A 26,228-nucleotide genomic window follows, 5' to 3' on the forward strand; every position below is an offset into this window, starting at 1 on the left:
CTAGGCCTAAATCAGTAAATTCTTAGGAGAATTTCAATCTTTCGCCCAACTCGCGATATCGAGCCCGATCTTGCTCTGTAGCAGTGCTTCCAGCGATCTTTTGAGCAATTTGTGTCATTTCTGTTTTGAGGTGGATGAGCTCGAGTTTTTTGAAGGCACCATCCAAATCTGCAATCGCTCCTTCAATCTCTAAATCTGAGCCCATGACCCGCTTTCTCAATACTTCATAAAGTGGGGCCAGCTCACTGCGAGATAACTGCTCTTGGAATAAAGCAAATGCGCCGGCACCAACAGCTGGTGGCTTCCCATTCTCACCAGGAATTAGCTCAACTAAATCACACTGAGCCAACAAGTCTTTCATGAGCTCCAATGCTTTTGCGGAACGTAATTCAGAAGCCTGCAAAGCAAGCGCCCGTTTGTTAGCATCCAAGGCCTTTCCTAAATGCGGAAACTGGATCAAGACTCGCAACATTTGCTCTGCTAAATCTGTAGGGGCTTGAGGAGGTGGAATATTTTGTAAGGGCGCTCTTTTAGCTGAACCCTTAGATGCTTGCCAAGGCGCACCTTGTGTCCTGTTACCACTATTGGCTTGAATAAAGTTTGGTGCGCGCTGACTTGTGCTGGCGTATGAGCCTTGCTGTACTGGTGCAGGAGCAACCGTTAAACCACAGAAGGATTCTAATTCGGCAGGCGTTGAATTGGTTCGAATGGCTAGCTCGCGCAAAATTTGCGTGCGCAAAGCTATTGGCGGCATGGATAGCAATAAAGGTTTTGCTGCGTGATGTGTTTGCGCCCTACCCTCAGGAGTTGTCAACTCATGCTCTTGGCTGACAATCTTGAAGAAGAAGCTAGAAATCGACATGGCCTCTTTAATGACCTTTTCAAAGGCGGGCGCCCCATATGCGCGAACATAACTATCGGGGTCATGCTCCGTTGGCAAGAATAAGAAACGAATCTCTTTGTCATCCGACATCAAGGGCAAACAGGCCTCAAGCGCACGTTGTGCAGCACGCTGACCAGCAGAGTCACCATCAAACGAAAAGACGACGCGATCTGTTTGACGCAACAACATGCGCACGTGATTCGCAGTACAAGCTGTACCTAGTGTGGCCACCGCATTAGGGAAGCCCAATTGCGCGAGTGCCACGACATCCATATAACCCTCGCAGACAAGTACGTACTCTTGCGAACGAATGGCCTGCCTTGCTTCGAACAATCCGTATAGCGTATTGCCTTTAGAGAACAGCGGTGTTTCTGGAGAATTTAAATACTTAGGCTCACCTTGATCCAAGATGCGTCCGCCAAAGCCAATAGTCTGACCTTTGGGATTGCGAATCGGAAACATAATGCGGTCACGAAAGCGATCATAACGACGCGCTGTTTGATTACTGTCGCCTTGCTCACTCTGAATCAGTAAGCCGCCCTCAAGCAAAGTCTTCGCCACCTCATCATTGGCATAAGTACCAAAGACCGCTTCAAGACCCTGCCAACCATCAGGCGCATAACCTAAGGCATAACGCTTAGCGATCTCACCAGTGAGACCGCGTCCCTTAAGATATTCGACTGCACGTGGCGCCACCTTCAACTGTTGGCGATACCAATCAGCAGCCGCACTCATAACTTCACTCAGTGCCATAGTCTGCTGTTGGCGTGCAACATCGTTAGCGGTGCGCTCTTCACGCGGCACATCTAATCCAGCCGAACGCGCCAAGTCTTCAATGGCATCCACATAACCAAGACCGGAATACTCCATCAGAAAACTAATGGCAGAGCCATGCGCTCCACAACCAAAGCAGTGATAGAACTGCTTAGTCGGCGATACTGAAAATGAAGGTGATTTCTCAGAATGAAAGGGGCACAAACCTTGAAAGTTCGCGCCCGCTTTTTTTAACTTAACATGCTGCCCAACGACATCAACGATATCAATCCGATTTAACAAATCGGCAATGAAGGATTGGGGTATGAGAGCCATCAGTAGTGGATGAGGCTTGGTTTTTAACTATTTACTTTTTAGCTTACTTTCAGCTTATTTAGCAAGCGCGACTTTTACTAAACCTGAAACTTTTCCCATATCCGCTTTACCTGCTAGCTGAGCTTTGAGCACGCCAATGACTTTGCCCATATCTTGTGGGCCAGCAGCACCAGTCGATGCAACCGCTGCAGCAACAGCTGCTTCTACCTCGGCATCAGATAGCTGTGCTGGTAAATAGGCTTGCAAAATCACCATCTCAGCAGCTTCAATTGCGACTAAATCATCGCGATTCGCTTTTTCAAATTGAGAAATGGAATCTTTGCGTTGCTTAATCATCTTCTCAATTGTAGAAATCACACTGGCATCATCCATCACAATGCGCTCATCGACTTCACGTTGTTTGATAGCTGCCAATAAAAGACGAATGGTTCCTAAGCGCGCCACTTCTTTTGCACGCATCGCGTTTTTCATATCTTCGGTGATTTGATCTTTCAGACTCATGGCATTTTTCCCGGTATTCAATATCTAATAAATTGCTGGCGATTCAAAAGCAAAAACCCGCTGCGTTTCACCGTCAGCGGGTTTCAAAGCCTCTCGGTGAGGAGAGCTTTTAAATTCGATTAGTAAAGCTTTTTAGGCAACATCTGGCTGCGAATACGCTTGTAATGGCGTTTAGCAGCAGCGGCCTTCTTACGCTTACGTTCAGCCGTTGGCTTCTCATAGAACTCGCGGGCACGCAAATCTGTCAAAAGACCATTTTTTTCAATGGTGCGCTTGAAACGGCGCAATGCCACTTCAAAAGGTTCGTTCTCACGGAGGCGGACTGTAGTCATACTTGTTTAACTCGTATATGCTCGAAAAATATCGAAAAATTTAACTGAAGTGCGATTCTAGCACGACCAAATGAAAAAATGATTGTTTTAGGCATAGAAACTTCTTGCGACGAGACCGGGGTGGCCGTATACAACACTACCCCCTGGGAAAATCACGCCCCAGCTCATCAGGGCATCCTAGGACAGGCTTTGCACTCTCAGATTGCCATGCACCGGGACTATGGGGGCGTTGTCCCAGAATTAGCCTCTAGAGACCATATTCGACGAGTTTTACCGCTGCTGGACGATGCTTTGCATGAGGCTGGCCTCCATTTAAAGGATATTGATGCCGTGGCCTACACCCAGGGTCCTGGGTTGGCTGGCGCTTTATTGGTGGGTAGCGCTTTTGCCAAATCCCTGGCCCAAGGCCTGAATTTGCCCTCAATCGGGGTTCATCACCTTGAGGGACACCTACTTTCCCCACTTTTAGGGGTTTCCGTCCCTGAATTCCCTTTTATTGCCCTCCTAGTCTCTGGCGGACACACTCAGCTCATGTTGGTTAGCGGGGTTGGTAAATACCAACTTCTAGGTGAAACCTTGGATGATGCCGCCGGCGAAGCCTTTGATAAAACGGCTAAGTTATTAGGTTTGGACTACCCAGGTGGAGCCGCTATCTCTAAATTAGCGGAAAAAGGGCAATCTGGACGATTTGACTTACCCAAACCGATGATGCATTCGGGAGATTTGGATTTTTCCTTCTCTGGACTTAAAACGGCGGTTCTGAATCAAGTGAAAAAATTTGAAGCACTGGGTATTACCGATTCTGCTGAGATGGCAAGCTTTCATGCGGATCTCGCACGAAGCTTTGTGGACTCACTGGTTGCAGTACTAGTCAGTAAATCAGAAAAAGCCCTCAAGCAAACTGGCTGCAAACATCTAGTGCTTGCGGGAGGTGTAGGCGCCAATTTGCAATTACGTACAGCTTTGAATGCCAGCTCCAAAAAGAATCGATTTGATGTGCACTACCCACCGGTAGATCTATGTACTGATAACGGCGTGATGATTGCGTTTGCAGGAGCATTGCGCATGTTGGCAGAAAATAATGGCTCTACTACTTCGGGCGCTTTTGATATCAAACCCCGCTGGGATTTGGCGAGTAACAATCTCTCTTAATCAGTACTTAATCGCTGATTAAGTACTGATTAGTTTTGCTTTACTTGGCGAGACTAATCTTGGCGTAAGCGCTGTGATTGTGGATAGACTCAAAATTCTCAGCCTCAACCACTAAAGACAAAATACGATCATCGTCTTTGAGATGGCCAGCGACATCGCGCACTAAGTCTTCTACAAACTTGGGATTGTCATAGGCGCGTTCGGTAACCCACTTCTCATCAGGGCGCTTGAGTAAACCCCACAACTCACTAGAGGCTTGACTCTCAGCGGCGGTGACCAAATCTTCTACTGTCATCTTAGTCTGCGAATCGAGCTCTACGGACATGGTCACGTGGGAGCGTTGATTATGTGCGCCGTATTCAGAGATCTCTTTCGAGCAAGGGCACAAACTCATTACTGGAACTTGAGCGCGTAGATTTAAATCAACATCAATCGCACCAGACGCATTTTGTTTGGCCTTCGCAGTCCAGGTCACCTCATAGTCCATCAAGCTTTCAACACCAGATACTGGCGCAGCTTTTTTCACGAAGTGTGTGTAGGTAAATTGAATACGACCTTCGCTGGCATTGAGTAGAGGCAGCATCTCGCGAACCATTGCCACAACGGATGCGCTATCAATAGGCTCATTGTGATTTTGCAAGAGCGCAATAAAACGAGACATGTGCGTACCCTTCACATGCGCAGGTAAGGCCACATCCATTTCGAAATTACCAACAGCTGGCATCACGCCAGTTTTAGTGCGGATCGTCAATGGATGACGTAGTCCCCGAATCCCCACCTGCTCAATTGGTAAGGCACGCTCATCATGCGAAGATTGCACATCCGGCATGACTTGCGGTTTGAGAAAGGCGGCATTAATGTCGTTCATGGATCTATTTTCAGGCAAAAATGACTTATTTGCCTGCGGCCACAGGATTTACGACAGATTTAACAGGAAAACGTAGGGAAATCGCCTTTGCTATCCCCTCAGAGTCCAGGCCGCATTTACTCATCAAGAGCTTGTAATCGCCATGCTCTATAAATTCATCTGGCAGGCCGAGTTGCAATAGAGGCTTGTTCATACCCATAGCGGAGAGCGCCTCTAAACACGCACTACCTGCACCGCCCTGAATAGCGCCATCCTCAATCGTCACAAAATAATCATGGTCTTGTGCCAAGGATTTGAGAAGCTCCAGATCCAATGGTTTTACAAAACGCATATTCGCGACTGAAGCATCGATTTGCTCAGCAACTTCGAGTGCTGGGTAGAGCAAAGTACCAAAAGCCAAAATTGCCAGGCGCTGACCAGCAGGCGCGCTGGACTTACGGCGCAACTCCCCTTTACCCAATGGCACAGTTCGCAATTCTTTTGAAGGAATAGTGCCAACACCAGCACCACGCGGATAGCGCACTGCACTTGGATGCGGTTGATGAAATGCCGTTGTCAATAAATCACGACACTCTGCTTCGTCAGCTGGTGTCAGCACCAACATATTTGGAATGCAGCGTAAGAATGGAATGTCATACGCGCCCGCATGTGTTGCGCCATCAGCACCCACTAAACCCGCACGGTCTAAAGCAAAGAGTACTGGCAGATCCTGAATCGCCACATCATGAATGAGTTGATCATAGGCGCGCTGTAAAAAGGTTGAGTAAATCGCCACCACTGGCTTCATACCTTCACACGCCATACCAGCAGCAAAAGTAACTGCATGCTGTTCGGCAATGCCTACGTCGTAATAACGCTTCGGAAAATTCTGTTCAAACTCAACAAGACCAGAGCCCTCACGCATTGCTGGCGTAATACCGACTAACAATGGATCGGCATGAGCCATATCGCATAACCATTCACCAAATACTTGCGTAAAGGTTTTTTGAGAAGGAGTAGTGGACTTCTTGACACCCTCTTCCGGATTGAACTTACTCGGGCCGTGATACAGAACTGGGTCTGCTTCAGCTAACTCATAGCCTTGACCCTTACGCGTCACAACATGCAAAAACTGGGGGCCACGACCTTCAAGCGCTAAACGGCGCACATTTTGCAACATCGGAATTAAGGCATCTAAATCATGACCGTCGATTGGTCCAAAGTAATTAAAGCCAAACTCTTGAAAAATCGTTGATGGCGAAACCATGCCCTTGGCATGATCCTCTAAACGTTTAGCGAACTCACGCAAAGGAGGAGCGATCGATAGAACGCTATCGATCCCTTTCTTGGTAGCGGAGTAAATATTGCCACTGAGCAATCTGGCCAAGTGGCGATTGAGCGCGCCCACTGCTGGTGAGATCGACATATCGTTGTCGTTCAGAATGACTACCAAGGGTAAGTCGTCATATACGCCCGCATTGTTCATAGCTTCAAATGCCATGCCACCAGTCATAGCGCTATCCCCAATCACCGCAACCGCAACTTGCTTCTCACCCTTAGTTTGGAAAGCGCGCGCCATACCCATCGCCGCAGAAATACTAGTAGAGGAGTGACCGGTACCAAAAGCATCGTATTCACTTTCGGCGCGACGTGGAAAACCAGACAGACCGTTGAACTGGCGCAAGGTATTCATACGCTCGCGACGACCAGTCAAAATTTTGTGCGGATAACTTTGGTGGCCCACATCCCAAACAATACGATCTGCCGGTGTATCAAATACATAATGCAAAGCAATGGATAACTCAACCGTGCCTAAATTGGAGGAGAGATGTCCCCCCGTTTTAGAAACAGAATCCAATACAAACTGACGCAACTCATCAGCAAGCGCAGGAAGCTGCTCACGTGGAAGTTTTTTTAAGTCTGCGGGGGAGTGAATGGAATTTAAAGTCATCAAATCTTCAATAATCTTATTTGCCTCTATTAACTACCAACAGAGCCAAATCTTTCAGAGCTTGGGCTTTAGGGCCAAAACTCTCTAAGCTAGCAATCGCTGTTTCTTGCAAATCTTTTGCTGCTTTCTTGGCATAGTCTAAACCCATCAAGGTGACATAGGTTGGCTTGTCATTAGCAGCATCTTTTCCAGCGGTTTTACCCAAGGTTTGACTATCCGCAGTGGCATCGAGAACATCATCCACAATTTGGAACGCTAGGCCCAGAGCTTCGGAGTAATTTTTGAGATGCGACATTTGGGTCGAATTCAGCTTAGCGGCAATTCCGCCTAGCTGGACTGAACAAGAAAGCAAAGCTCCTGTTTTCATCGCATGCATTTGCTTTAAACCCGCCAGATCTAACTTCTTGCCCACGCTTTCCAGATCGATTGCCTGGCCACCAGCCATGCCACGAGAACCGGATGCGTCAGCTAATGCACTGATCATCGCCAAGCGAGTATCAGCATCACATTGCGAATTGGCTAGAACTTCAAATGCGCGTGTTTGCAACGCATCGCCCACCAACAAAGCTGTCGCTTCGTCATAAGCTTTATGGACCGTAGGTCGACCACGACGCAAATCATCGTCATCCATAGAAGGTAAATCATCGTGCACCAAGGAATAGGCGTGAATACATTCAATCGCAACAGCTGCTGCATCCAATGCACTTTGATTTACCTGATCACCCAGATCGCCAGAGGCATAAACCAATAAAGGACGAATGCGCTTACCGCCACCCTGAGCGGCATAGCGCATTGCTTCATGCAAACGAGCGGGATTGGTATTGGCAGCATCGAGCAAGCGCTCTAAAGCCAGTTCAGTTCGCTGTCCGTGAGCCCGAACCCATTCCTCGAATAAAAGCGTGTTGTTCATGAAGGTCAATGTCAGTGCAACTTACGCTTCAAATACCCGCACTTGCTGCTCCACTTGGGCCAGCATGCCTTGGCAATGCTTCAAGAGGGCTGCACCACGTTGATAGGCCAAAAGGGTCTCTTCTAGGGAGAATTTGCCTGACTCCATGTCAGAAATCAGCTTTTCCAACTCCTTTACAGCCTGCTCATAACGTAGGTTAGGGTCGATTTGCACCTCAAGACCGGGTTTCTGACCCTCAGATTTCTTCGCTGGCATTAGCTCATTTCCTTCAAATTTCTTACAGATATAGCCCTACATATTAAAGCCAGACGTGGGTTAGATGGGTATAATCCCCTCCTTCCTTTCCAATATCGATCCGTCGATGGTTGGATTGGTTATTCCGCTTAGCTTCGGCTGACGTTTTCGGGGGTGGGGAGAATGACTAATCTGGCTACCGCGCAGCAACTTGCGCCGTCCAATTTACAACTGCCGGTTTCGGCATATTTTGACGTTGATCTCTATCAGCGTGAAATTGAACTGCTTTTTAAGCAGGGCCCAGGCTATGTTGGTCACGATCTCATGGTTCCTGAGATTGGCTCTTATCAAACCTTGACCTCAGAAAATGAGGGCCGCTTGCTGGTTCGCAACCAACAAGGTGTTGAACTCCTCTCCAATGTCTGCCGTCACCGCCAAGCACTCATGCTCAACGGCAAAGGCAAAGCCGACAATATTGTTTGCCCCCTACATCGCTGGACCTATGATTTAAATGGCCAATTATTAGGTGCACCCCATTTCGAAGATAAGCCTTGCCTCAATCTGGGTAAATCTCCTTTGCAAAATTGGCAGGGACTCCTATTTGAAGGTCCACGCGATGTGCGCACCGACCTTGCCAAACTGGGCGTCGCTGACGACCTCAACTTTGAGGGTTATGTTTTAGACCATGTTGAAGTCCATGAATGCAATTACAACTGGAAAACTTTCATCGAGGTCTATCTTGAGGACTATCACGTTGAACCGTTTCATCCGGGATTAGGGAAATTTGTTTCTTGTGAAGACTTGCGCTGGGAATTCGGTGACTGGCACAGCGTACAAACGGTTGGCATTCACAAGGACTTAGAGAAACCTGGTTCACCCGTTTACAAAAAATGGCATGAGGCTGTTTTACGTCATCATGAAGGTAAGACCCCCCGCCATGGCGCCATCTGGCTTACCTACTACCCTAATGTGATGGTGGAGTGGTACCCAGGCGTTTTATGTGTTTCCACCTTACATCCTATGGGTCCTAATAAAACACGCAATGTCGTAGAGTTTTATTACCCAGAAGAAATTGCCCTCTTTGAGCGTGAGTTTGTCGATGCGGAGCGTGCGGCCTACATGGAAACTTGCATTGAGGATGATGAGATTGCGGAGCGCATGGATGCTGGTCGCGCTGCCTTACTAGCCCGTGGTCAAAATGAGGTGGGGCCTTATCAAAGCCCAATGGAAGACGGTATGCAACATTTTCACGAATGGTACCGTCGCGCTATGGGATATCAAGGCGCATAATTTAAGCGTGCCTTGAGTTACTCGATTCGCCCAAAATAAACCTGCCGTATTTCTCTTTGAACGGGGATAGCAAATGTCACCACTGATTACCGCAAACCAGTTAGAAGAAATCCTCAATAGTGGCGAGAATGTATTGCTCTGCGATTGCCGCTTTGACTTAGTCGATCCACTAGCAGGCCGCAAGTCTTATTTAGAGGGTCATATTCCAGGTGCGATCTATATCGATCTGGATCAGGATTTATCTGGCAGCAAGACCGGCAAAAATGGTCGCCACCCACTACCCACTTCAGAGGCCTGGGCACGAACTAAATCACGCTTAGGCATTGATTCAAAAACATTGGTGGTGGCTTACGATAATCAAGGCTCGGTATACGCAAGTCGCTTATGGTGGATGCTCAAGGCTACTGGTCATGCTAATGCGCAAGTCTTAGATGGTGGCCTTGATGCTTGGAATGGTCCAATCGGCACCCTGCCACGCCAAGCTGAGCCTACAAGCACCCCTGTGCCAACGATGCCTTATGTTGGACTGGTCTTGGTAGACGGCGTCGTGGAGAACCTGCAAAGCAAACAGAGTCTCGTCGTTGATGCTCGTGCAAGCGATCGCTTTCATGGTCAAAACGAAACTTTAGATCCAGTGGGTGGACATATACCCAATGCGATCAATTATTGCTTTAGAGAAAATCTCTCAGGCAAATCTTTCAAAGCTCCTGAGCAGTTGTACAAGAATTTTCATGATCTCTTGGGATCTACCAAGGCTTCTGAAGTCATTCACCAGTGTGGCTCTGGAGTAACGGCTTGTCATAACTTGCTAGCCATGGAAGTTGCAGGCCTCAAAGGCTCACGCCTATATGCAGGCAGCTGGAGTGAATGGTGCACCGACTCGAGCCGGCCAGTCGAGATTTAATGCAGCAGCGAGAGCAAGATCACAAAGCCAACACCGCAAGCAATCAAAATCGTTTGACGTAAAGACTCAGCCCAATGCGGGCGGCGATGCATTTGTGGAATGAGATCACTCACCGCAATGTAAATAAAACTACTCGAAGCAATCACGAGTAAATAAGGCATGGCTGCGTGAGCCTTCTCCAGAAAGAAGTAAGCCAATACGCCGCCCACTACCGCAGATAAACCACAAATGAAGTTGTACATTAATGCGCGAGTTCGCGAGAACCCTGCATTGAGCAGCACAATGAAATCCCCAATCTCTTGTGGGATCTCATGAGCAATGATGGCAATCGCGGTAAAGATACCCACCTGGTAATCAGCCATAAATGCAGCGGCAATCAACACGCCATCAACAAAGTTATGTAATCCATCGCCGACCAGAATCATCCAACCACTGCGACCCGCTACCTCGGCATCATGACCATGATGATGGTCATGGCCATCCCCTTCATGATGATGGCTGTGGCGTAGCAAAGCAATTTTCTCGAGCAAGAAAAAACCTAATAGCCCTGCAAGCAAAGTAGCAAATAAGAGCTGAGGGCTCGCACCCGGCATCGTAAATGCCTCAGGCAAGGAATGCAGCAAGGCCGTGGCTAGCAAAATACCAACTGAGACACTGACCATGCTGTGAACCATCTTCGATAGCAAAGACAAAGAAAAACTCGCGGCCACGAGAACGCTAGCAGTTCCAGCTAGCGCTGTTACCAACAAGATGCTTTGCAGTACCGACATAGAAATTATGCGACCCCGTTTTGCTTAAACCAGGCAATGCACTTTTCCCAACCATCCTTAGCGGGACCTTCGCGGTAACTTGCGCGGTAGTCAGCATGAAAAGCATGCGGTGCATCTGGATAGATTTCAAAACGACAAGCTTTAGCCGCTGGATTTTTTGGAGCTGCCTTTGCAAGCGCCTCGCGCATTTGTTCAACGCTCTCTAGGGAGATACCAGTATCAGCGCCTCCATATAAGCCCAGCACAGGCGCCTTTAGATCGGCAGCGATATCCACTGGGTGCCGTGGGTTGTTTTCTGTTTTTTCACCAATCACACGGCCATACCAAGCTACACCAGCCCTGACCTGAGGCAGTGTGGCAGATAACCAAGTAATGCGGCCACCCCAACAAAATCCAGTGACGCCAACCTTTTTCAAGTCACCGCCATTTTTACCAGCCCATACCAAGGCTGCCTGCAAGTCATTCAAAACTTGCGTATCAGAAGTGGGAGCTACGATATTTTTTTGAATCTCAGCAATGGTGCCGTAAGTGTTTGGATCGCCCACACGGGTAAAAAATTCTGGGGCAATGGCCAGATAACCCAACTTCGCAAAACGTCTAGTGACATCGGCAATGTATTCATGCACACCAAAGATTTCACTCACCACAATCACGATCGGCAAATTACCCTTAGCTTTGTCTGGACGAGAAACATAAGCGGGCAACTGAAAGCTTCCCACCGGAATCATTTGTTCGCCAGCCTTAATGCCAGCAAAGTCAGTTTCAATCGCCGCAGCAAGGACTGGCTCAGAGGCGGCTACAAAACCAATACCCATCGTTGTTGCAGTAATAGCAGAGGCTTTTATAAAACCCCTTCTATCGCTAGACACTATTTCTGAACCTTGATTTTTTTTCGTTGTCATTTTTCTGTCTCCTAACCTAATTTAGTGCGCTTCTTCCCAATTATCGCCAATCCCAATACCAACCACCAATGGAACCTTTAACTCCGCTACCTTACACATCAAATCTGGTAGTTTTGCCTGCAAGAGCTCGAGCTCATCAAAAGGCACATCAAACACCAACTCATCATGCACCTGCAGCAACATCCGCGTCTTTAACTGTTCTTTTTCCAACCAGTTCTCGACCGCAATCATGGCTAATTTAATCAAATCAGCTGCCGTTCCTTGCATCGGCGCATTAATCGCGGCCCGCTCCGCGCCTTGACGGCGTGGACCGTTCGACCCCTTAATCTCTGGTAACCATAGGCGCCTTCCAAATACCGTCTCAACATAGCCATTCTCCCTGGCCTCCTGACGAGTACGTTCCATGTATTGGGCCACCCCCGGATAGCGGTCAAAGTACTTGGCAATGTAATTTTGGGCAGCTGAGCGCTCAATCCCCAAGTTGCCAGCCAGACCAAAAGCACTCATGCCATAAATCAAGCCAAAATTAATCACCTTGGCATAACGACGCTGCTCTGAGGTAACACTTTCCAGTGGCACTCCAAAAATCTCAGCAGCCGTGGCTTGGTGCACGTCTTTACCAGCAGCGAATGCGGCTAGTAAATTCGCGTCTTCGGCAATATGCGCCATGATGCGTAATTCAATTTGAGAATAATCAGCTGAGAGCAACTTACAACCTTCAGCCGGAATAAACGCCTCACGAATGCGACGACCCTCTTCTGTGCGTACAGGGATATTTTGCAAGTTCGGATCGCTTGAAGCCAAACGCCCTGTCACTGCGGTCGCCTGAGAAAAACTCGTGTGTACGCGCCCTGTTTTTGGGTCAGCCATGCGCGGCAGTTTCTCGATATAGGTCGACATTAATTTAGCGAGACTACGGTAATCCAAGATGCGCGCAGGCAAAGGATAATCTTCAGCTAGCTTCTGCAATACCTCTTCATCAGTCGATGGCGCACCCGACGGCGTCTTCTTAATTACTGGAAGCTCCAACTGTCCAAACAAAATTTCTGCAATCTGTTTGGGGGACTGAATATTAAAAGGCTGCCCAGCTAGCTTATGAATCTCACCCTCTAAAGCCAGCAGACGTTTACCAACCTCTTGACCTTGTTGGGACAGCAGCGCTGAATCAATCCGAATGCCATTACGCTCCATGATCCCAAGGACACGCATTGCTGGCATCTCTATATGCTCATAGACATACAAGAGCCCCGGGCTCTCCTGAATTTGTGGCCACAACACTTGATGCAAGCGCAAGGTAATGTCGGCATCTTCAGCGGCGTAATCTGTCGCAATCTTCAAGTCCACTTGATCAAAGCCAATCTGATGCACGCCTTTACCGCATACCTCTTCGTACCGAATAGTCTTCATGCCAAGATGGCGCTCAGCCAGGCTATCCATATTGTGCGGCATGTGCGATTCAAGCACATAAGATTCCAGCATGGTGTCAAACGCAATACCCTGCAAGGTAATGCCATAGTTCGCAAAAATATGACTGTCGTACTTGAGGTTTTGACCGACCTTTAACTGCGTAGCGCTCTCGAGCCAAGGTTTCAGGCACTTCAAAACGAGTTCACGATTAAGTTGGGTTTCTCCATTACGGTGCGCTACTGGTATGTAGCATGCCTCTCCAGGAGTGACACTCAGCGAGATGCCAACAAGCTCCGCAGCCAGCGCATCTAAGCCAGTCGTTTCCGTATCAACAGCAGTGAGTGGCGCACCCTCAATTTTTTTAATCCAATGATCTAGCGCTACTTCATCAACAACACATTCATAGTGCTTGGCTATTGCGCCCTGCATATCAGTCGTCTCTTGCGATAAGGCCGTTGTCGCTGCAGTTGCGGTTGGGCCAAACTTCTTGGCTGCAACTGTTATATTTTCTTCAGAGGTATTTTTGATAGGGCTTCCAGCTAAATCAAAACCTCCGCTAGCTTCAGGCGCTACCCCTCCAAGTTGCTTTTCCACATCACGCAGCCAAGTCTTAAATGCGTAGCGCTCAAATAATTCTCGTAAGAGTGGCGCATCCTCTGGTTTCGCATGCAGATCATCCAAGCCTGGAAGGTGTGGAGATAAATCACAATCCGTTTTGACAGTAATGAGCTGGCGAGCTTGTGGGAGCCACTGCAAACTGTTACGCAGGTTCTCCCCCACAACGCCTTTCACTTGATCAGCATTTGCCATCAAATTATCTAAGTCACCAAACTCAGCCAACCATTTATTCGCTGTTTTAGGACCAGCCTTAGGAACACCGGGTACGTTATCGACCGTATCCCCAATGATCGATAGGTAATCTACGATGCGCTCGGGAGGTACGCCGAATTTGGCAATGACACCATCGATATCCAGCTTTTCATCGGTCATCGTATTAATTAAGGTGACTGATGGATTGACCAACTGGGCCAAATCTTTGTCGCCAGTAGAAATAATGGTTTCCCAGCCCGCTTGGGTAGCCTGGCAAGCTAGGGTTCCGATCACATCATCCGCCTCAACCCCTGAAACCATCAATACCGGCCAGCCCAATGCCTTCACCATGGCATGAATAGGCTCAATCTGCTTAACCAAATCTTCCGGCATGGGAGAGCGGTGCGCCTTGTACTCCGAATACATTTCATCTCTAAAGGTCTTGCCTTTGGCGTCGAAAACACAAGCAATATGGTCGGCCTTGAGTTCCGAGCGAGCCCGGCGCATCATATTGACCATGCCGTAGATTGCACCCGTTGGGTCACCCGCCCCATTTCTGAGGTCTGGCATGGCATGAAAGGCGCGATAGAGGTAGCTAGAACCGTCTACCAACAAGAGTCTATGTTTAGTCATACCGCAATCGTACAATCTAGTTGCTAACTGCCTACAGATCAGGTTCAAATCCTCCTGAAAAGAGGCCTAAAAAGGTGAAAAATGATGCATGCTCTAACTAACTTACTCCACTCTTCCTTGAGCCAAGCCCTTGTTCTTGCAAGCTTTTTAGTGGCTTTTGCCTCTTTTGGCCTGCACTCAGCGTACGCTCAGAACAATTCTCAAGCGCTAAGCCCTTCTGAGCTACAGCGTATTAATAGCCAGCCATTAGCACCTGCAGTGAGCGCGTCCGATGTGACAAATGCCACCCAGAGCCGCAAACCCAGCTTTCAGCACAAAGAGGCGACTGGCACTGAAGTAACGGAATACAAGGATGCCAATTCACCAACTCAGGTAGATGTGAAGACACGCTACACCAGCTACGAGATGGCGCCTCCTACAACAGTCATGCCAGGCGTACCAAAAGAAACTGAATTACTCAGCGTTCCTAGCATCAGCATTCCTTTTTAATCACTGATTCTCTGAACCTGATCATTCGCTCCCTTTATTTTTAGTCATGGCTGTCTTTACACCTATTGAATTGAGCGATATTGCCGATTGGATCGCAAGAGATTTTGATATTGGGCAAGCAGTCGAGATTCGTGGAATTCATGGTGGTATCGAGAACTCCAATTTCTTTCTCGATACTGAGAAGGATGGGAAAAAACAAGAATATGTACTCACTATTTTTGAAAGACTCTCAGCAGAGCAACTCCCCTACTATTTGGAGTTGATGCGTCACCTGGCCAACAAAGGCATTCCAGTTCCCAAGCCACTTGAAAATAAACAGGGGCACATTCTATTTACCCTCAAAGGTAAGCCTGCTGCCATTGTGAGTAAGCTACCTGGACTTTCCAGGCTAGCGCCCGAAGTAAATCATTGCGCCTTAGTTGGTGAGAACTTGGCAAAAATGCATTTGGCAAGCAGCGACTTCAAGGGCACCCAAGAAAATCTTCGCAGCCTTTCTTGGTGGCAAAAAACAGTTCCACAAGTCTTGTCGCACTTGAGCGATACACAGAAAGAATTACTTACAACTGAGCTTACCGATCAAGAACAATTCTTTGCTTCTGAAGCATATGCATTGCTGCCACAAGGCGCAAGCCATTGCGATCTCTTTAGAGATAATGTGCTTTTTGATCCGCGTGGCGCCAGTGATACATCTCAAGATCAGCTCGGCGGATTCTTTGACTTTTATTTTGCCGGAACAGATAAGTGGTTATTTGATTTAGCAGTCACCGTAAACGATTGGTGTCTTGCTGAGAACAAACAAGATTTAGATCCTGTCCGCTTTAAAGCGCTAATGGATGCCTATCAGGCTGTTCGCCCACTCACTAAGGAAGAACAGGTAAGCTGGCCCCTGATGATGCGTGCCGCGGCTCTGCGGTTTTGGATTTCACGCCTGTGGGATTTTTACTTACCGCGTGATGCTCAAATGCTCACGCCGCATGACCCCCGTCATTTTGAAAATATTCTCTTAAGCCGCAAAGCAATATGAAACTAAACTCCGTCGCCCCGAAAGAAGGCTACACCTGGATACGCCAAGGCATTTGGCTGTTCAAACAAAATCCTTTGGGATTTTTAATGTTGGTATTCATGTATGTGTTTGTGGCACAGCTTGCCGTACTCGTTCCTGTGATTGGCGTCTTTGCCGTTTTATTACTTACCCCCACTTTATCGGTTGGCTTTATGACTGCCTGTCGCCAAGCGATTCAAAAAGAACGGATTCGTCCATCGGTATATGTCATTGCTCTGCAATCGACTCCATTAATTCGTAAACGGATTCTTCAATTGGGTCTCGTATACGCCGCACTGATCCTAGTGCTCAGCTTTATCTTGAGCCTGCTTGTAGACTTTGAGTTGCTACTTCCGTTGATGACTAGCGATAAGCCCATCACTCCAGAGGCAGTTCGTCAGATTTATCTGATTCTTTTTTTTGGTGGCCTGCTCTATGTGCCAGTAGCAATGCTGATGTGGTTCTCACCTGTACTAGTTGCTTGGGCTGATATGCCAGTATCACAGGCACTCTTTTCCAGTGCGATTGCTTGCTGGACAAATCGTGGCGCATTCTTTTTATATATCGCGATTTGGGGCGCGATCTTAATTGCGATTCCCCTCACGATTGGCTCTATCTTAGATGCTCTAGATTTAAGTCAAGCCGCATCATTCATCATCGCGCCAATTTCCATGGCAGGACTCACCGTGATGCATTGCTCGTTCTTTGCTACCTGGAAAGCGTGCTTTGCCGAAAAAGAATCGGCAACGCTCATTGCTTAACTAGCCTCTTATTTATCAGTAGTTAGTCTATTGCCGCAAGCTTAGCGATACTGAGTTGCAACCATTTCACACCGTGGCGCTTGAAATTGACTTGAGCCCGCGCATCAGCATCATTACCCTCTAAACCAGTCACCCGCCCCTCACCAAACTTCGTGTGAAAAACATTTTGCCCAATCGTAAATGGATAATTACCTCGTGGTGGTGAAGCCATTCTGGTAACAGAGGTTGAGGCAGAGCCAACGCGACCCAGTTGTTTAGCGGGCCGTTCACGCTCATTACTGCTGTCAAAGAAATCGTTAGATCCGAACTCGCGCTGACGGGTATAGCCATCTTGCCAAGTGGATCCTGAGCGACCGCCATTTCCACTGGTAGTGCCACCCCAACGAGCATCCTTCATTTTTGGAGTGAGCCACTTTAGCGAATCGGAAGGCAACTCTTCTAAGAAGCGTGACGGCATGTTGTAACGCACTTGACCGTGCAGCATCCGTGACTGCGTATGAGAGAGATAGAGACGCTCTTTAGCGCGGGTAATCGCGACATACATGAGGCGACGCTCTTCCTCTAATCCGTTTTGCTCATTAATACTGTTCTCGTGTGGGAACAAGCCTTCTTCTAAGCCAGTAATAAATACCGCGGTGAATTCTAAGCCTTTAGCAGAGTGAACAGTCATCAGCTGAACAGCATCTTGACCCGCTTGGGCTTGGTTATCCCCAGCCTCTAATGAAGCATGCGATAGAAATGCAGCTAATGGTGAGACTTCCACTACACCAGGCGCATTCTCACCCGGTAGCGTGGCAGCAGTTGCGTCCTGGCCATAACCTTCTTCCGCAATAAATGCGGTTGCGGCATTGATTAATTCTTGTAAATTTTCTACGCGATCTTGTCCTTCACGCTCTGAGAGGTAGTGCTGAATCAAGCCGCTATTCTGAATCACAAACTCAACGGTTTCAGGCAAGGTATTGTGGCGAGTCGCCTCGCGCATGTGATCCACCAAACGCACAAAGCCACCCAAGGAGGCGCCAGCCTTGCCATCCAATGTAGATGCCGCTAGATACAGCGAGCTATTCTGAGCACGCGCCGCATCTTGCACAGCCTCAATGGATCTTGCGCCAATACCGCGTGTCGGGAAATTAACTACTCGTGAGAAGGAGGTATCGTCGTTCGGATTTTCTAGAAGACGTAAATACGCTAAGGCATGCTTAATCTCGGCGCGCTCGAAGAAGCGTAATCCGCCATACACACGATAGGGAATGGCAGCGGAAAACAAAGCATGCTCAATGATGCGTGATTGCGCATTGCTTCTATAGAGCAAGGCTACTTCAGTACGCTTGATACCGCTATTTACCAAGGCTTTGATTTCATCTACAAGCCACGCCGCTTCAGCGTGATCGCTTGGTGCATCGTAGATGCGGACGGGCTCGCCATGACCTGCATCGGTGCGCAGGTTTTTACCAAGACGATCCGTGTTATTGGAAATTAAATAGTTTGCGGTATTGAGAATATGACCATGCGAGCGGTAGTTTTGCTCAAGCTTGACCATCATGGGGTGATATTGCTTTTCATAAAGACGCATGTTCTCTACATCGGCACCGCGGAATGCATAAATACTTTGATCGTCATCACCCACCGCGAAGACTGCACTACTTCCAGCGCTACTCACATTCACACGGCTGGCATCGTGACCGGAAAGTAATTTCAGCCAAGCGTATTGGAGCGCATTGGTATCTTGAAACTCATCAATCAAAATATGACGGAAGCGCTCTTGATAATGTGTCCGAATCGCTTCGTTATGTTTAAGCAGTTCATAGCTGCGCAATAAGAGTTCTGCAAAGTCGACTACGCCTTCACGTTGACATTGCTCGTCGTAAGCTTCATACAGCTGTGCCATCTTGGCTTGAAAGTCATCACCAACCGATAGTTCGCGAGCGCGTTGGCCGCGCTCTTTGGCATGCGCAATGAAGTATTGCAACTGCTTAGGAGGATATTTTTCATCATCGACCTTTAAACCCTTCAAAAGGCGCTTAATGGCAGAAAGTTGATCTTGGGTATCCAAAATCTGAAAAGTGGACGGTAAACCCGCTTCTTTGTGATGCGCACGCAATAAACGGTTGCAAAGACCATGAAAAGTGCCAATCCACATACCACGGGTATTAATGGGCAACATGGCGCTTAAGCGCAACATCATCTCTTTAGCGGCCTTATTAGTGAAGGTCACCGCTAGGACCCCAATGGGCGAAACTTGACCCGTTTGGATCAACCAAGCTATACGGGTGGTGAGGACGCGGGTCTTTCCGCTACCAGCGCCAGCCAAAATGAGGGCTGACTGGGCTTGGCCATTTGAATTAACAGGCGGGAGGGTCACTGCCTCGCGTTGTTCTGGATTAAGGTTTGCGAGCAAGTCTGAGTACATCGCCCCAATTATAATTTGCCTCTTATGCCAAATGCTTCGAATACCCCTAATTCATCAGCGGCCAGTTCTTTAGACGAACTAGCCAAATCCTACGAACCCGCCCCAATTGAAGCTTATTGGGGTCCGGAATGGGAACGCCGAGGCATTGCCGACGCCACCCTAGATGAGGGCAAGGGAGACTTCTCGATTCAGTTACCACCACCGAATGTGACTGGCACCCTTCATATGGGTCACGCCTTTAACCAAACCATCATGGATGGCTTAGTGCGTCATGCCCGCATGTCTGGCAAAAATACCTTGTGGGTTCCAGGCACAGACCATGCCGGTATCGCTACGCAAATCGTCGTTGAGCGTCAGCTGGATGCACAGAAAGTTTCTCGTCATGATTTAGGTCGTGAGAAATTTTTAGAAAAAGTTTGGGAGTGGAAAGAAACCTCTGGCAATACCATCACCCGTCAGATTCGTCGTTTAGGTGCTTCGATTGATTGGGGTAAAGAATATTTCACGATGGACAGCAAGATGTCCAAAGCAGTTGTCGAAGTATTCGTTCGTTTGCATGAGCAGGGATTAATTTACCGCGGCAAACGTTTAGTGAACTGGGATCCAGTTCTAGGTACCGCAGTTTCAGATTTGGAAGTAGTGAGCGAAGAAGAAGATGGCTCCATGTGGCATATCCGCTATCCATTAGCGGATGGCTCTGGACACCTGACCGTTGCCACCACTCGCCCAGAGACCTTATTGGGCGACGTCGCCGTCATGGTCAACCCAGAAGACGAGCGCTATAAACACCTCATTGGCAAGTCAGTACAGCTACCACTCTGCAATCGGGAAATTCCGATCATTGCGGATGACTACGTTGATTTAGCTTTTGGTACTGGCGTAGTTAAAGTGACGCCTGCACACGATTTCAATGACTATGCCGTTGGACAGCGCCACCAATTGCCACTCATTAATATTTTGACTCTCGATGCCAAGATTAATGAAAATGCTCCTGCCGCTTATCAAGGTCTTGAGCGCTTTGCCGCACGCAAACAAATCGTTGCTGACCTTGAAACAGCAGGACTACTAGATAAAGTTCAGCCTCACAAATTAATGGTGCCACGTGGTGATCGCACTCAAACCATCATTGAGCCAATGCTCACAGACCAATGGTTTGTTGCGGTATCAAAACCAAGTCCTGACAATAAATACCAACCTGGTTCATCCATCGCTGGCGCTGCTTTAGATGCGGTAACTAAAGGCGATATCAAACTGGTTCCAGAAAACTGGATCAGCACTTATTCGCAGTGGCTGGAAAATATTCAGGACTGGTGCATCTCTCGTCAACTCTGGTGGGGTCATCAAATCCCCGCCTGGTATGGCGATGATGGTCAGATTTTTGTAGGCCGCTCCGAAGAAGAGGCGCAAGCCAAAGCCACTGCTGCCGGCTACACCGGCCAACTGAATCGTGATCCTGATGTTTTAGATACTTGGTTTAGCTCTGCGCTCGTGCCATTTAGCTCATTAGGCTGGCCTGAGGAAACGCCTGCACTAAACCATTTCTTGCCCTCATCCGTCCTAGTGACTGGTTTTGACATTATCTTCTTCTGGGTAGCCAGAATGGTCATGATGACTTGCCATTTCACGGGCAAGGTGCCGTTCCATACCGTCTACGTTCATGGCTTAGTGCGTGATGCCGAAGGCCAGAAGATGAGCAAATCTAAGGGGAATACCTTGGATCCCATTGATTTGATTGACGGCATCAAGATTGAAGACTTAGTGTCCAAGCGGACTACTGGCTTGATGAATCCTAGGCAAGCTGAAAGTATTGGCAAAAAGACTAAGAAAGAGTTTCCGGAAGGGATTCCCGCGTTTGGTACGGATGCTTTGCGCTTTACTTTTGCCTCACTGGCGTCACTTGGCCGCAACATTAACTTTGATCAGAAGCGCTGCGAGGGCTATCGCAACTTTTGCAACAAGTTGTGGAACGCCACCCGCTTCGTTCTCATGAACTGCCCTGGCAATGATGAAGAAAATGGTTTTGCACCATGTGATAACCAATGTGGTCCAGATGGTTATCTTGATTTTTCAGCAGCGGATAAATGGATCGTTTCTTTATTACAAAGAACAGAGGCTGATGTAGCCAAAGGTTTCCAAAACTATCGCTTTGACAATATCGCTACCAGTATTTATCAGTTTGTTTGGGATGAATACTGCGATTGGTATTTAGAATTGGCAAAAGTTCAATTGCAAACAGGTACCCCTGCACAGCAACGTGCTACTCGCAGAACGCTCTTGCGTGTTCTAGAAACCATTTTGCGCATGGCTCATCCGCTGATTCCATTCATTACTGAAACCCTCTGGCAAACCGTTGGGCCAAAGATTGGTAAAGAATTAGCTAAGCAAGATAAGCAAACCATTGCTCTACAGCCTTACCCCGTTGCTCAGCTCGATAAGATTGACGAGCAAAGTGAAGCTTGGGTTGCGCAAATTAAATCCATCGTAGATGCCTGTCGTAATCTGCGTGGCGAGATGCAAGTCTCTCCCGCGCTCAAGGTGCCCCTCTGGATTAGTGGGCCGCAAGACTTTCTGAGACAGGCAAGCCCATACATTACTGCCTTAGCCAAGTTATCAGAAGTCAAAATCTACGATGACGAATCTGCTTTAGAAAAAGATGCTCCTGGCGCCCCAATGGCCTTGGTTGGCGATTTCAAGCTATTGCTCAAAATTGAAGTAGACGTAGCAGCCGAGAGAATTCGCCTGGGCAAAGAAATTGAGCGCTTGGCCAATGAGATAACGAAGGCACGTAGCAAACTTGGCAATGAGAGCTTTGTGGCTCGCGCCCCAGAAGAGGTGGTTGCCCAAGAAAAGCAACGTCTTGCTGGCTTTGAGCAAAATCATGAGAAGCTTGTTGCACAATTAGAACGACTGAAATAACAGTAGCTAACTCAAGTAAATAAAGTAAAGCCTAAAGCGATCGGAATTTCCATGCCATTAAGCACTAAAGCCGTAACCAAAGCAGTCTTCCCAGTTGCAGGTCTAGGGACGCGATTCTTACCTGCTACTAAAGCTAGCCCAAAAGAAATGCTGAATGTCGTTGATAAGCCACTGATTCAGTATGCGGTTGAAGAGGCGATTGCCGCTGGCATCACCGAAATGATTTTCGTAACTGGCCGTAGCAAGCGCGCAATCGAAGATCACTTTGATAAAGCTTATGAATTAGAAGCTGAACTCGAGGCAAAGAATAAGCAGGCCTTGCTAGAGATCGTACGTAGCGTCAAGCCAAGCCATGTCGATTGCGTCTATGTACGCCAGCCAGAGGCACTTGGCCTGGGTCACGCTGTCTTGTGTGCAGAAAAGCTTGTGCGTGATGAGCCTTTTGCCATCATCCTCGCAGATGACTTGCTTGATGGCCAGCCCCCAGTACTCCAGCAAATGCTGAGAGTATTTGACGAGCAAAACGGCTCTGTCTTGGCAGTGGAAAAGATCGACCCATCTAAAAGTAGTTCCTATGGAATTATTTCTGGGACAGAAGTATCCAAAGGAATTTATCGTCTAGATGGCATTGTGGAGAAACCACAGCCCCAAGACGCCCCCTCTAACTTAGCGGTAGTAGGTCGCTATGTTTTATCTTCAGACATCTTTAAGCATATTCGCAATCTCAAGCCCGGCGCTGGCGGTGAAATTCAGCTGACTGATGCGATTGCCTCTTTACTCAAAGAAGAGCCAGTATTTGCTTATGAATATGATGGAGTGCGTTACGACTGTGGCAGTAAGCTAGGCTACCTCAAAGCTTCCGTGGAATTTGCTTTGCGGCATCCCGAAGTGAGTACTGAGTTTGCAGCGTACTTAAAGAGTCGTTCTTTAACTTAGGCCTTAAACACTATCTTCCGTGAGATAAAAACAAAAAGGCAGAAAGTGATTTCTGCCTTTTTGTTTGGTACTGAGAGTTTCCAGTATTTAAGGAGTCTTATCTTCTCTTTAAAAAGAATACCAAGATATCGCCCTCGGTAGTGCTGGAGAGCAACTCATTACCCGTCTGTTTGGCAAAGGCGGGAAAGTCATGCGCAGCACCAGCATCGGTTGCTTTCACTTTCAATACTTCGCCTGATTGCATGGTGGCTAGGGCTTTTTTAGTGCGCAAGATGGGAAGCGGGCAGTTCATACCAATCGCATCGACTTCAAGATTAAATTCGATAGCATCACTCATTTCGAGGCCACCCAATCTTTAACGCCAGCCAAAGCCGCGCCCAACTTACTAGGATCCGTACCGCCGGCCATCGCCATTTCTGGCTTACCGCCACCCTTACCGCCCACTTGCTGGGCAACAAAGTTCACCAAGTCACCTGCTTTGACTTTAGCAATTGAGTCCGCGGTAACGCCTGCGATCAAACTGACCTTATCGCCCTGAACAGAAGCCAAGACAATCGCTGCTGTTTTCAGCTTCGCTTTCAAGGCATCCATGGTCTCGCGTAAGACCTGCGCATCAGCACCATCCAAGCGCGCCGCTAATACCTTAAGGCCATTGACATCAATCGCTTGTGTTGCCAACTCATCACCTTGGCTTGCAGCAAGTTTGGAATTGACTTTATCTAACTCTCGCTCAGCCTGACGCAAGCTGTCTTGAAGCTGGGTAACCCGATTTACCAAATCTCCTGGATGGGTTTTAAGAATCGTTGCCGCTTCGTTGATCCTATCTTCTAAGCCTTGCAAGAAGTTCAAAGCGTTTCTGCCAGTGACCGCCTCAACACGACGAATTCCAGCAGCTACACCACCTTCAGAAACAATCTTCAAGCTACCGATATCACCAGTACGCCCAACGTGAGTTCCGCCGCATAGCTCCTTAGAGCTACCGATTTCTAGTACGCGAACTTCGTCGCCATACTTTTCACCAAAGAGCATCATGGCGCCGGTTTTTTGCGCATCATCTAGAGACATCACTTTTCCGGAGGTTGCGGTATTCGCCAGAATCTCGGCATTCACAATATCTTCAACCCGTCGAAGCTCTGCAGCAGTTATAGGGGCATTGTGCGTAAAGTCAAAACGGGTTTTGCTGGCGTCAACCAATGAACCTTTTTGTTGCACATGGTCACCCAATACTTCGCGCAATGCTTTATGCAGAATATGCGTAGCGCTGTGGTTGCGCATGATTTCAGTTCTTTGCTCAGCATCCACTAGGGCATTCAGTGTGTCGCCCACCTTAAGCTCACCCTCGAGTACTTCACCCTGATGACCAAATACATCGGCCTGAATCTTAAAAGTATCCTCAACAGCAAAGCGCACCGCTTCATTGCGCAACTCGCCCTTATCGCCAACCTGTCCACCAGACTCCGCATAAAAAGGGGTGTTATCTAATACGATTACTGCGGCATCGCCAGCTTTCACAGACTGCACGGCAGAGCCGTCCACATATAGCGCAGTGACTTTGGCGCCCTCATGCTTCAGAGTATCGTAGCCATGGAACTGAGTGGGTTTGCCGGAGTACTCTAGACCTTGAGCCACTTTAAACTTACCGGCCGCTCTCGCTTGGTCGCGTTGCTTTTGCATTGCCAACTCGAAACCTTCAGCGTCGACCGTGACATCACGTTCGCGGCAAACGTCCGCAGTCAAATCTAATGGGAAGCCAAAGGTATCGTGTAAACGGAAAGCAGTCTCACCATCAACCGTTTTGGCCCCACCAGCAAGAGCGCCTTCCAAAATTTCCATGCCATTAGCAATGGTCTGAAAGAAACGCTCCTCTTCCTGCTTAATTACTTCACTTACTTTATCTTTTGCTGCCTGTAGCTCTGGATAAGCCTGACCCATCTCCTTTACGAGCGCGGGAACGAGTTGATAGAAGAAAGGTTTGCGCGCACCCAATTTATAGCCATGGCGAATCGCACGGCGTGTAATACGGCGCAACACATAGCCACGACCCGCATTGCCCGGGATCACGCCATCCACTACGATAAAACTACAGGCACGAATGTGATCCGCAATTACTTTAAGAGATGGGCTAGCTGGATCACAATTCTCGCCACCAGCGGCATCGACAGCTTCTTTAGCTGCCTTGAGCAAATTAACAAAAAGATCAATCTCGTAATTGGAATGCACGTGCTGTAAAACAGCAGCAATCCGCTCAAGACCCATGCCGGTATCTACGCTAGGCTTAGGCAATGGATGCATATTGCCCGCTTCATCGCGATTGAACTGCATAAATACGTTATTCCAGATCTCGATGTAGCGATCACCATCCTCATCAGGGCTTCCTGGAGGGCCACCAGCGATATGAGCGCCATGGTCATAAAAGATTTCAGTACAAGGGCCGCATGGGCCTGTGTCGCCCATCATCCAGAAGTTGTCTGAAGCGTAACGAGCACCCTTGTTATCGCCAATACGAATAATGCGCTCAGCAGGAACGCCGATTTGCTTATTCCAAATCTCATAAGCTTCGTCGTCTTCTGCATACACAGTGACAAGCAACTTTTCTTCGGGAAGCTTAAAGACTTCAGTCAATAAGCCCCAGGCAAACTGAATCGCATCTTTCTTAAAGTAATCTCCAAAAGAAAAATTACCCAGCATTTCAAAGAAGGTGTGATGACGAGCCGTATAGCCAACGTTATCCAAGTCATTGTGTTTGCCGCCGGCACGGATACATTTTTGAGCAGTTGTGGCGCGGTTATAAGGGCGCTTATCAAAGCCTAAAAAGACGTCCTTAAACTGGTTCATCCCGGCATTCGTAAATAGCAAGGTAGGGTCGTCTCCAGGCACCACTGGGCTAGAAGGGACAATTTGGTGGCCTTTTTGGGCGAAGTAGTCCAGGTACGCCTGGCGAATTTGGGAGACTTTCATGGGAATAATTATCGCATTGGCACTAGTCAGGGGCAAACCCTAAGTAAACCTTCTCAATCCTGCCTTACAATCCCGTAACATCAATAAATAGATCGGCATTT

General features: G+C 48.1%; 21 protein-coding genes. 8 read left to right on the forward strand and 13 right to left on the reverse strand.

Going from position 1 to position 26,228, the window contains the following annotated elements; genetic code table 11:
• Nucleotides 1–22 precede the first annotated feature (22 nt).
• The 3 genes from dnaG to rpsU form a co-directional block, all read right to left on the reverse strand.
• Nucleotides 23–1,972 (reverse strand): DNA primase, encoded by a 1,950-nt coding sequence (gene dnaG / locus ICN42_RS00145; RefSeq protein ID WP_216249162.1) that lies wholly within the window; start codon nt 1,970–1,972, stop codon nt 23–25.
• Nucleotides 1,973–2,026: 54 nt separating this feature from the next.
• On the reverse strand, nt 2,027–2,473 hold the full coding sequence (locus ICN42_RS00150; protein WP_216249164.1) for a GatB/YqeY domain-containing protein: 447 nt from the start codon (nt 2,471–2,473) through the stop codon (nt 2,027–2,029).
• Nucleotides 2,474–2,592: 119 nt separating this feature from the next.
• Entirely contained in the window at nt 2,593–2,805 is a 213-nt protein-coding gene (gene rpsU / locus ICN42_RS00155; RefSeq protein WP_011903537.1) for a 30S ribosomal protein S21, read from the reverse strand.
• A gap of 78 nt (nt 2,806–2,883) precedes the next feature.
• Here rpsU and tsaD point away from each other — a divergent pair, with 78 nt between their 5' ends.
• Complete coding sequence (gene tsaD / locus ICN42_RS00160; protein ID WP_216249166.1) at nt 2,884–3,957, forward strand: tRNA (adenosine(37)-N6)-threonylcarbamoyltransferase complex transferase subunit TsaD; 1,074 nt, start codon at nt 2,884–2,886, stop codon at nt 3,955–3,957.
• 40 nt (nt 3,958–3,997) lie between these two features.
• Here the strand turns inward: tsaD and folE2 are convergent, their stop codons facing one another.
• From folE2 to xseB, 4 genes are read right to left on the reverse strand one after another with little or no spacing between them, the layout of a single operon-like run.
• Nucleotides 3,998–4,825 carry a GTP cyclohydrolase FolE2 gene (gene folE2 / locus ICN42_RS00165; protein WP_216249169.1) on the reverse strand — a complete coding sequence of 276 codons (828 nt, stop codon included), beginning with the start codon at nt 4,823–4,825 and terminating at the stop codon, nt 3,998–4,000.
• 25 nt (nt 4,826–4,850) lie between these two features.
• Nucleotides 4,851–6,755: a 1-deoxy-D-xylulose-5-phosphate synthase gene (dxs, locus tag ICN42_RS00170; RefSeq protein ID WP_216862415.1), complete on the reverse strand. Its 1,905-nt coding sequence runs from the start codon at nt 6,753–6,755 to the stop codon at nt 4,851–4,853.
• A 16-nt stretch (nt 6,756–6,771) separates the two neighbouring features.
• Nucleotides 6,772–7,665: a polyprenyl synthetase family protein gene (locus ICN42_RS00175; RefSeq protein ID WP_216249171.1), complete on the reverse strand. Its 894-nt coding sequence runs from the start codon at nt 7,663–7,665 to the stop codon at nt 6,772–6,774.
• Nucleotides 7,666–7,686: 21 nt separating this feature from the next.
• The gene (gene xseB, locus ICN42_RS00180) at nt 7,687–7,920 is read right to left on the reverse strand and encodes an exodeoxyribonuclease VII small subunit (RefSeq protein ID WP_216249174.1); all 234 of its coding nucleotides are present in this window, start codon (nt 7,918–7,920) and stop codon (nt 7,687–7,689) included.
• 162 nt (nt 7,921–8,082) lie between these two features.
• Between xseB and ICN42_RS00185 the strand changes: the two genes are divergently transcribed.
• The gene (locus ICN42_RS00185) at nt 8,083–9,189 is read left to right on the forward strand and encodes an aromatic ring-hydroxylating dioxygenase subunit alpha (protein ID WP_216249177.1); all 1,107 of its coding nucleotides are present in this window, start codon (nt 8,083–8,085) and stop codon (nt 9,187–9,189) included.
• A 73-nt stretch (nt 9,190–9,262) separates the two neighbouring features.
• Nucleotides 9,263–10,093 carry a sulfurtransferase gene (locus tag ICN42_RS00190; protein WP_216249180.1) on the forward strand — a complete coding sequence of 277 codons (831 nt, stop codon included), beginning with the start codon at nt 9,263–9,265 and terminating at the stop codon, nt 10,091–10,093.
• Here the strand turns inward: ICN42_RS00190 and ICN42_RS00195 are convergent.
• The 3 genes from ICN42_RS00195 to polA are packed head-to-tail and all read right to left on the reverse strand — an operon-like array spanning nt 10,090 to nt 14,615.
• Nucleotides 10,090–10,863, reverse strand: a complete 774-nt coding sequence (locus ICN42_RS00195) for a ZIP family metal transporter (protein WP_216249182.1) — start codon at nt 10,861–10,863, stop codon at nt 10,090–10,092. The two genes, ICN42_RS00190 and ICN42_RS00195, sit on opposite strands and share 4 nt — an antisense overlap.
• A gap of 5 nt (nt 10,864–10,868) precedes the next feature.
• Complete coding sequence (locus ICN42_RS00200; RefSeq protein WP_216249185.1) at nt 10,869–11,765, reverse strand: dienelactone hydrolase family protein; 897 nt, start codon at nt 11,763–11,765, stop codon at nt 10,869–10,871.
• A 21-nt stretch (nt 11,766–11,786) separates the two neighbouring features.
• Nucleotides 11,787–14,615 carry a DNA polymerase I gene (polA, locus tag ICN42_RS00205; RefSeq protein WP_216249187.1) on the reverse strand — a complete coding sequence of 943 codons (2,829 nt, stop codon included), beginning with the start codon at nt 14,613–14,615 and terminating at the stop codon, nt 11,787–11,789.
• A gap of 84 nt (nt 14,616–14,699) precedes the next feature.
• Between polA and ICN42_RS00210 the strand changes: the two genes are divergently transcribed.
• The 3 genes from ICN42_RS00210 to ICN42_RS00220 are packed head-to-tail and all read left to right on the forward strand — an operon-like array spanning nt 14,700 to nt 16,907.
• Entirely contained in the window at nt 14,700–15,104 is a 405-nt protein-coding gene (locus ICN42_RS00210; RefSeq protein ID WP_255539190.1) for a hypothetical protein, read from the forward strand.
• 46 nt (nt 15,105–15,150) lie between these two features.
• Nucleotides 15,151–16,128, forward strand: a complete 978-nt coding sequence (locus ICN42_RS00215; RefSeq protein ID WP_216249192.1) for a homoserine kinase — start codon at nt 15,151–15,153, stop codon at nt 16,126–16,128.
• Nucleotides 16,125–16,907, forward strand: coding sequence for a BPSS1780 family membrane protein (locus tag ICN42_RS00220; protein WP_216249194.1), 783 nt, complete (start codon nt 16,125–16,127; stop codon nt 16,905–16,907). Before ICN42_RS00215 ends, ICN42_RS00220 begins: the two co-directional genes overlap by 4 nt.
• Nucleotides 16,908–16,929: 22 nt before the next feature.
• On the opposite strand, the gene ICN42_RS00225 is transcribed toward ICN42_RS00220, so the two are convergent.
• Nucleotides 16,930–19,317, reverse strand: coding sequence for a UvrD-helicase domain-containing protein (locus ICN42_RS00225; protein WP_216249196.1), 2,388 nt, complete (start codon nt 19,315–19,317; stop codon nt 16,930–16,932).
• Between the two features lie 24 nt (nt 19,318–19,341).
• On the opposite strand from ICN42_RS00225, the gene ICN42_RS00230 reads away from it, so the two are divergent.
• Together ICN42_RS00230 and galU are read left to right on the forward strand one after the other, a co-directional pair.
• Complete coding sequence (locus ICN42_RS00230; RefSeq protein ID WP_216249199.1) at nt 19,342–22,233, forward strand: valine--tRNA ligase; 2,892 nt, start codon at nt 19,342–19,344, stop codon at nt 22,231–22,233.
• A 51-nt stretch (nt 22,234–22,284) separates the two neighbouring features.
• The gene (gene galU / locus ICN42_RS00235; RefSeq protein ID WP_216249202.1) at nt 22,285–23,169 is read left to right on the forward strand and encodes a UTP--glucose-1-phosphate uridylyltransferase GalU; all 885 of its coding nucleotides are present in this window, start codon (nt 22,285–22,287) and stop codon (nt 23,167–23,169) included.
• Between the two features lie 97 nt (nt 23,170–23,266).
• On the opposite strand, the gene ICN42_RS00240 is transcribed toward galU, so the two are convergent.
• Together ICN42_RS00240 and alaS are read right to left on the reverse strand one after the other, a co-directional pair.
• Nucleotides 23,267–23,494: a sulfurtransferase TusA family protein gene (locus tag ICN42_RS00240; protein ID WP_216252777.1), complete on the reverse strand. Its 228-nt coding sequence runs from the start codon at nt 23,492–23,494 to the stop codon at nt 23,267–23,269.
• Between the two features lie 8 nt (nt 23,495–23,502).
• Entirely contained in the window at nt 23,503–26,127 is a 2,625-nt protein-coding gene (gene alaS, locus ICN42_RS00245; protein ID WP_216249216.1) for an alanine--tRNA ligase, read from the reverse strand.
• Between the last annotated feature and the right edge of the window lie 101 nt (nt 26,128–26,228).

The organism is Polynucleobacter sp. 71A-WALBACH (genome assembly GCF_018882365.1).
Taxonomy (GTDB): Bacteria; Pseudomonadota; Gammaproteobacteria; order Burkholderiales; family Burkholderiaceae; genus Polynucleobacter.

Excerpts from the sequence above, each read along its gene's own strand:
- dnaG (WP_216249162.1), bottom strand. The coding sequence starts at position 1,972 with ATGGCTCTCATACCCCAATCCTTCATTGCCGATTTGTTAAATCGGATT.
- ICN42_RS00150 (WP_216249164.1), bottom strand. The coding sequence starts at position 2,473 with ATGAGTCTGAAAGATCAAATCACCGAAGATATGAAAAACGCGATGCGT.
- rpsU (WP_011903537.1), bottom strand. The coding sequence starts at position 2,805 with ATGACTACAGTCCGCCTCCGTGAGAACGAACCTTTTGAAGTGGCATTG.
- tsaD (WP_216249166.1), top strand. The coding sequence starts at position 2,884 with ATGATTGTTTTAGGCATAGAAACTTCTTGCGACGAGACCGGGGTGGCC.
- folE2 (WP_216249169.1), bottom strand. The coding sequence starts at position 4,825 with ATGAACGACATTAATGCCGCCTTTCTCAAACCGCAAGTCATGCCGGAT.
- dxs (WP_216862415.1), bottom strand. The coding sequence starts at position 6,755 with ATGACTTTAAATTCCATTCACTCCCCCGCAGACTTAAAAAAACTTCCA.
- ICN42_RS00175 (WP_216249171.1), bottom strand. The coding sequence starts at position 7,665 with ATGAACAACACGCTTTTATTCGAGGAATGGGTTCGGGCTCACGGACAG.
- xseB (WP_216249174.1), bottom strand. The coding sequence starts at position 7,920 with ATGCCAGCGAAGAAATCTGAGGGTCAGAAACCCGGTCTTGAGGTGCAA.
- ICN42_RS00185 (WP_216249177.1), top strand. The coding sequence starts at position 8,083 with ATGACTAATCTGGCTACCGCGCAGCAACTTGCGCCGTCCAATTTACAA.
- ICN42_RS00190 (WP_216249180.1), top strand. The coding sequence starts at position 9,263 with ATGTCACCACTGATTACCGCAAACCAGTTAGAAGAAATCCTCAATAGT.
- ICN42_RS00195 (WP_216249182.1), bottom strand. The coding sequence starts at position 10,863 with ATGTCGGTACTGCAAAGCATCTTGTTGGTAACAGCGCTAGCTGGAACT.
- ICN42_RS00200 (WP_216249185.1), bottom strand. The coding sequence starts at position 11,765 with ATGACAACGAAAAAAAATCAAGGTTCAGAAATAGTGTCTAGCGATAGA.
- polA (WP_216249187.1), bottom strand. The coding sequence starts at position 14,615 with ATGACTAAACATAGACTCTTGTTGGTAGACGGTTCTAGCTACCTCTAT.
- ICN42_RS00210 (WP_255539190.1), top strand. The coding sequence starts at position 14,700 with ATGCATGCTCTAACTAACTTACTCCACTCTTCCTTGAGCCAAGCCCTT.
- ICN42_RS00215 (WP_216249192.1), top strand. The coding sequence starts at position 15,151 with ATGGCTGTCTTTACACCTATTGAATTGAGCGATATTGCCGATTGGATC.
- ICN42_RS00220 (WP_216249194.1), top strand. The coding sequence starts at position 16,125 with ATGAAACTAAACTCCGTCGCCCCGAAAGAAGGCTACACCTGGATACGC.
- ICN42_RS00225 (WP_216249196.1), bottom strand. The coding sequence starts at position 19,317 with ATGTACTCAGACTTGCTCGCAAACCTTAATCCAGAACAACGCGAGGCA.
- ICN42_RS00230 (WP_216249199.1), top strand. The coding sequence starts at position 19,342 with ATGCCAAATGCTTCGAATACCCCTAATTCATCAGCGGCCAGTTCTTTA.
- galU (WP_216249202.1), top strand. The coding sequence starts at position 22,285 with ATGCCATTAAGCACTAAAGCCGTAACCAAAGCAGTCTTCCCAGTTGCA.
- alaS (WP_216249216.1), bottom strand. The coding sequence starts at position 26,127 with ATGAAAGTCTCCCAAATTCGCCAGGCGTACCTGGACTACTTCGCCCAA.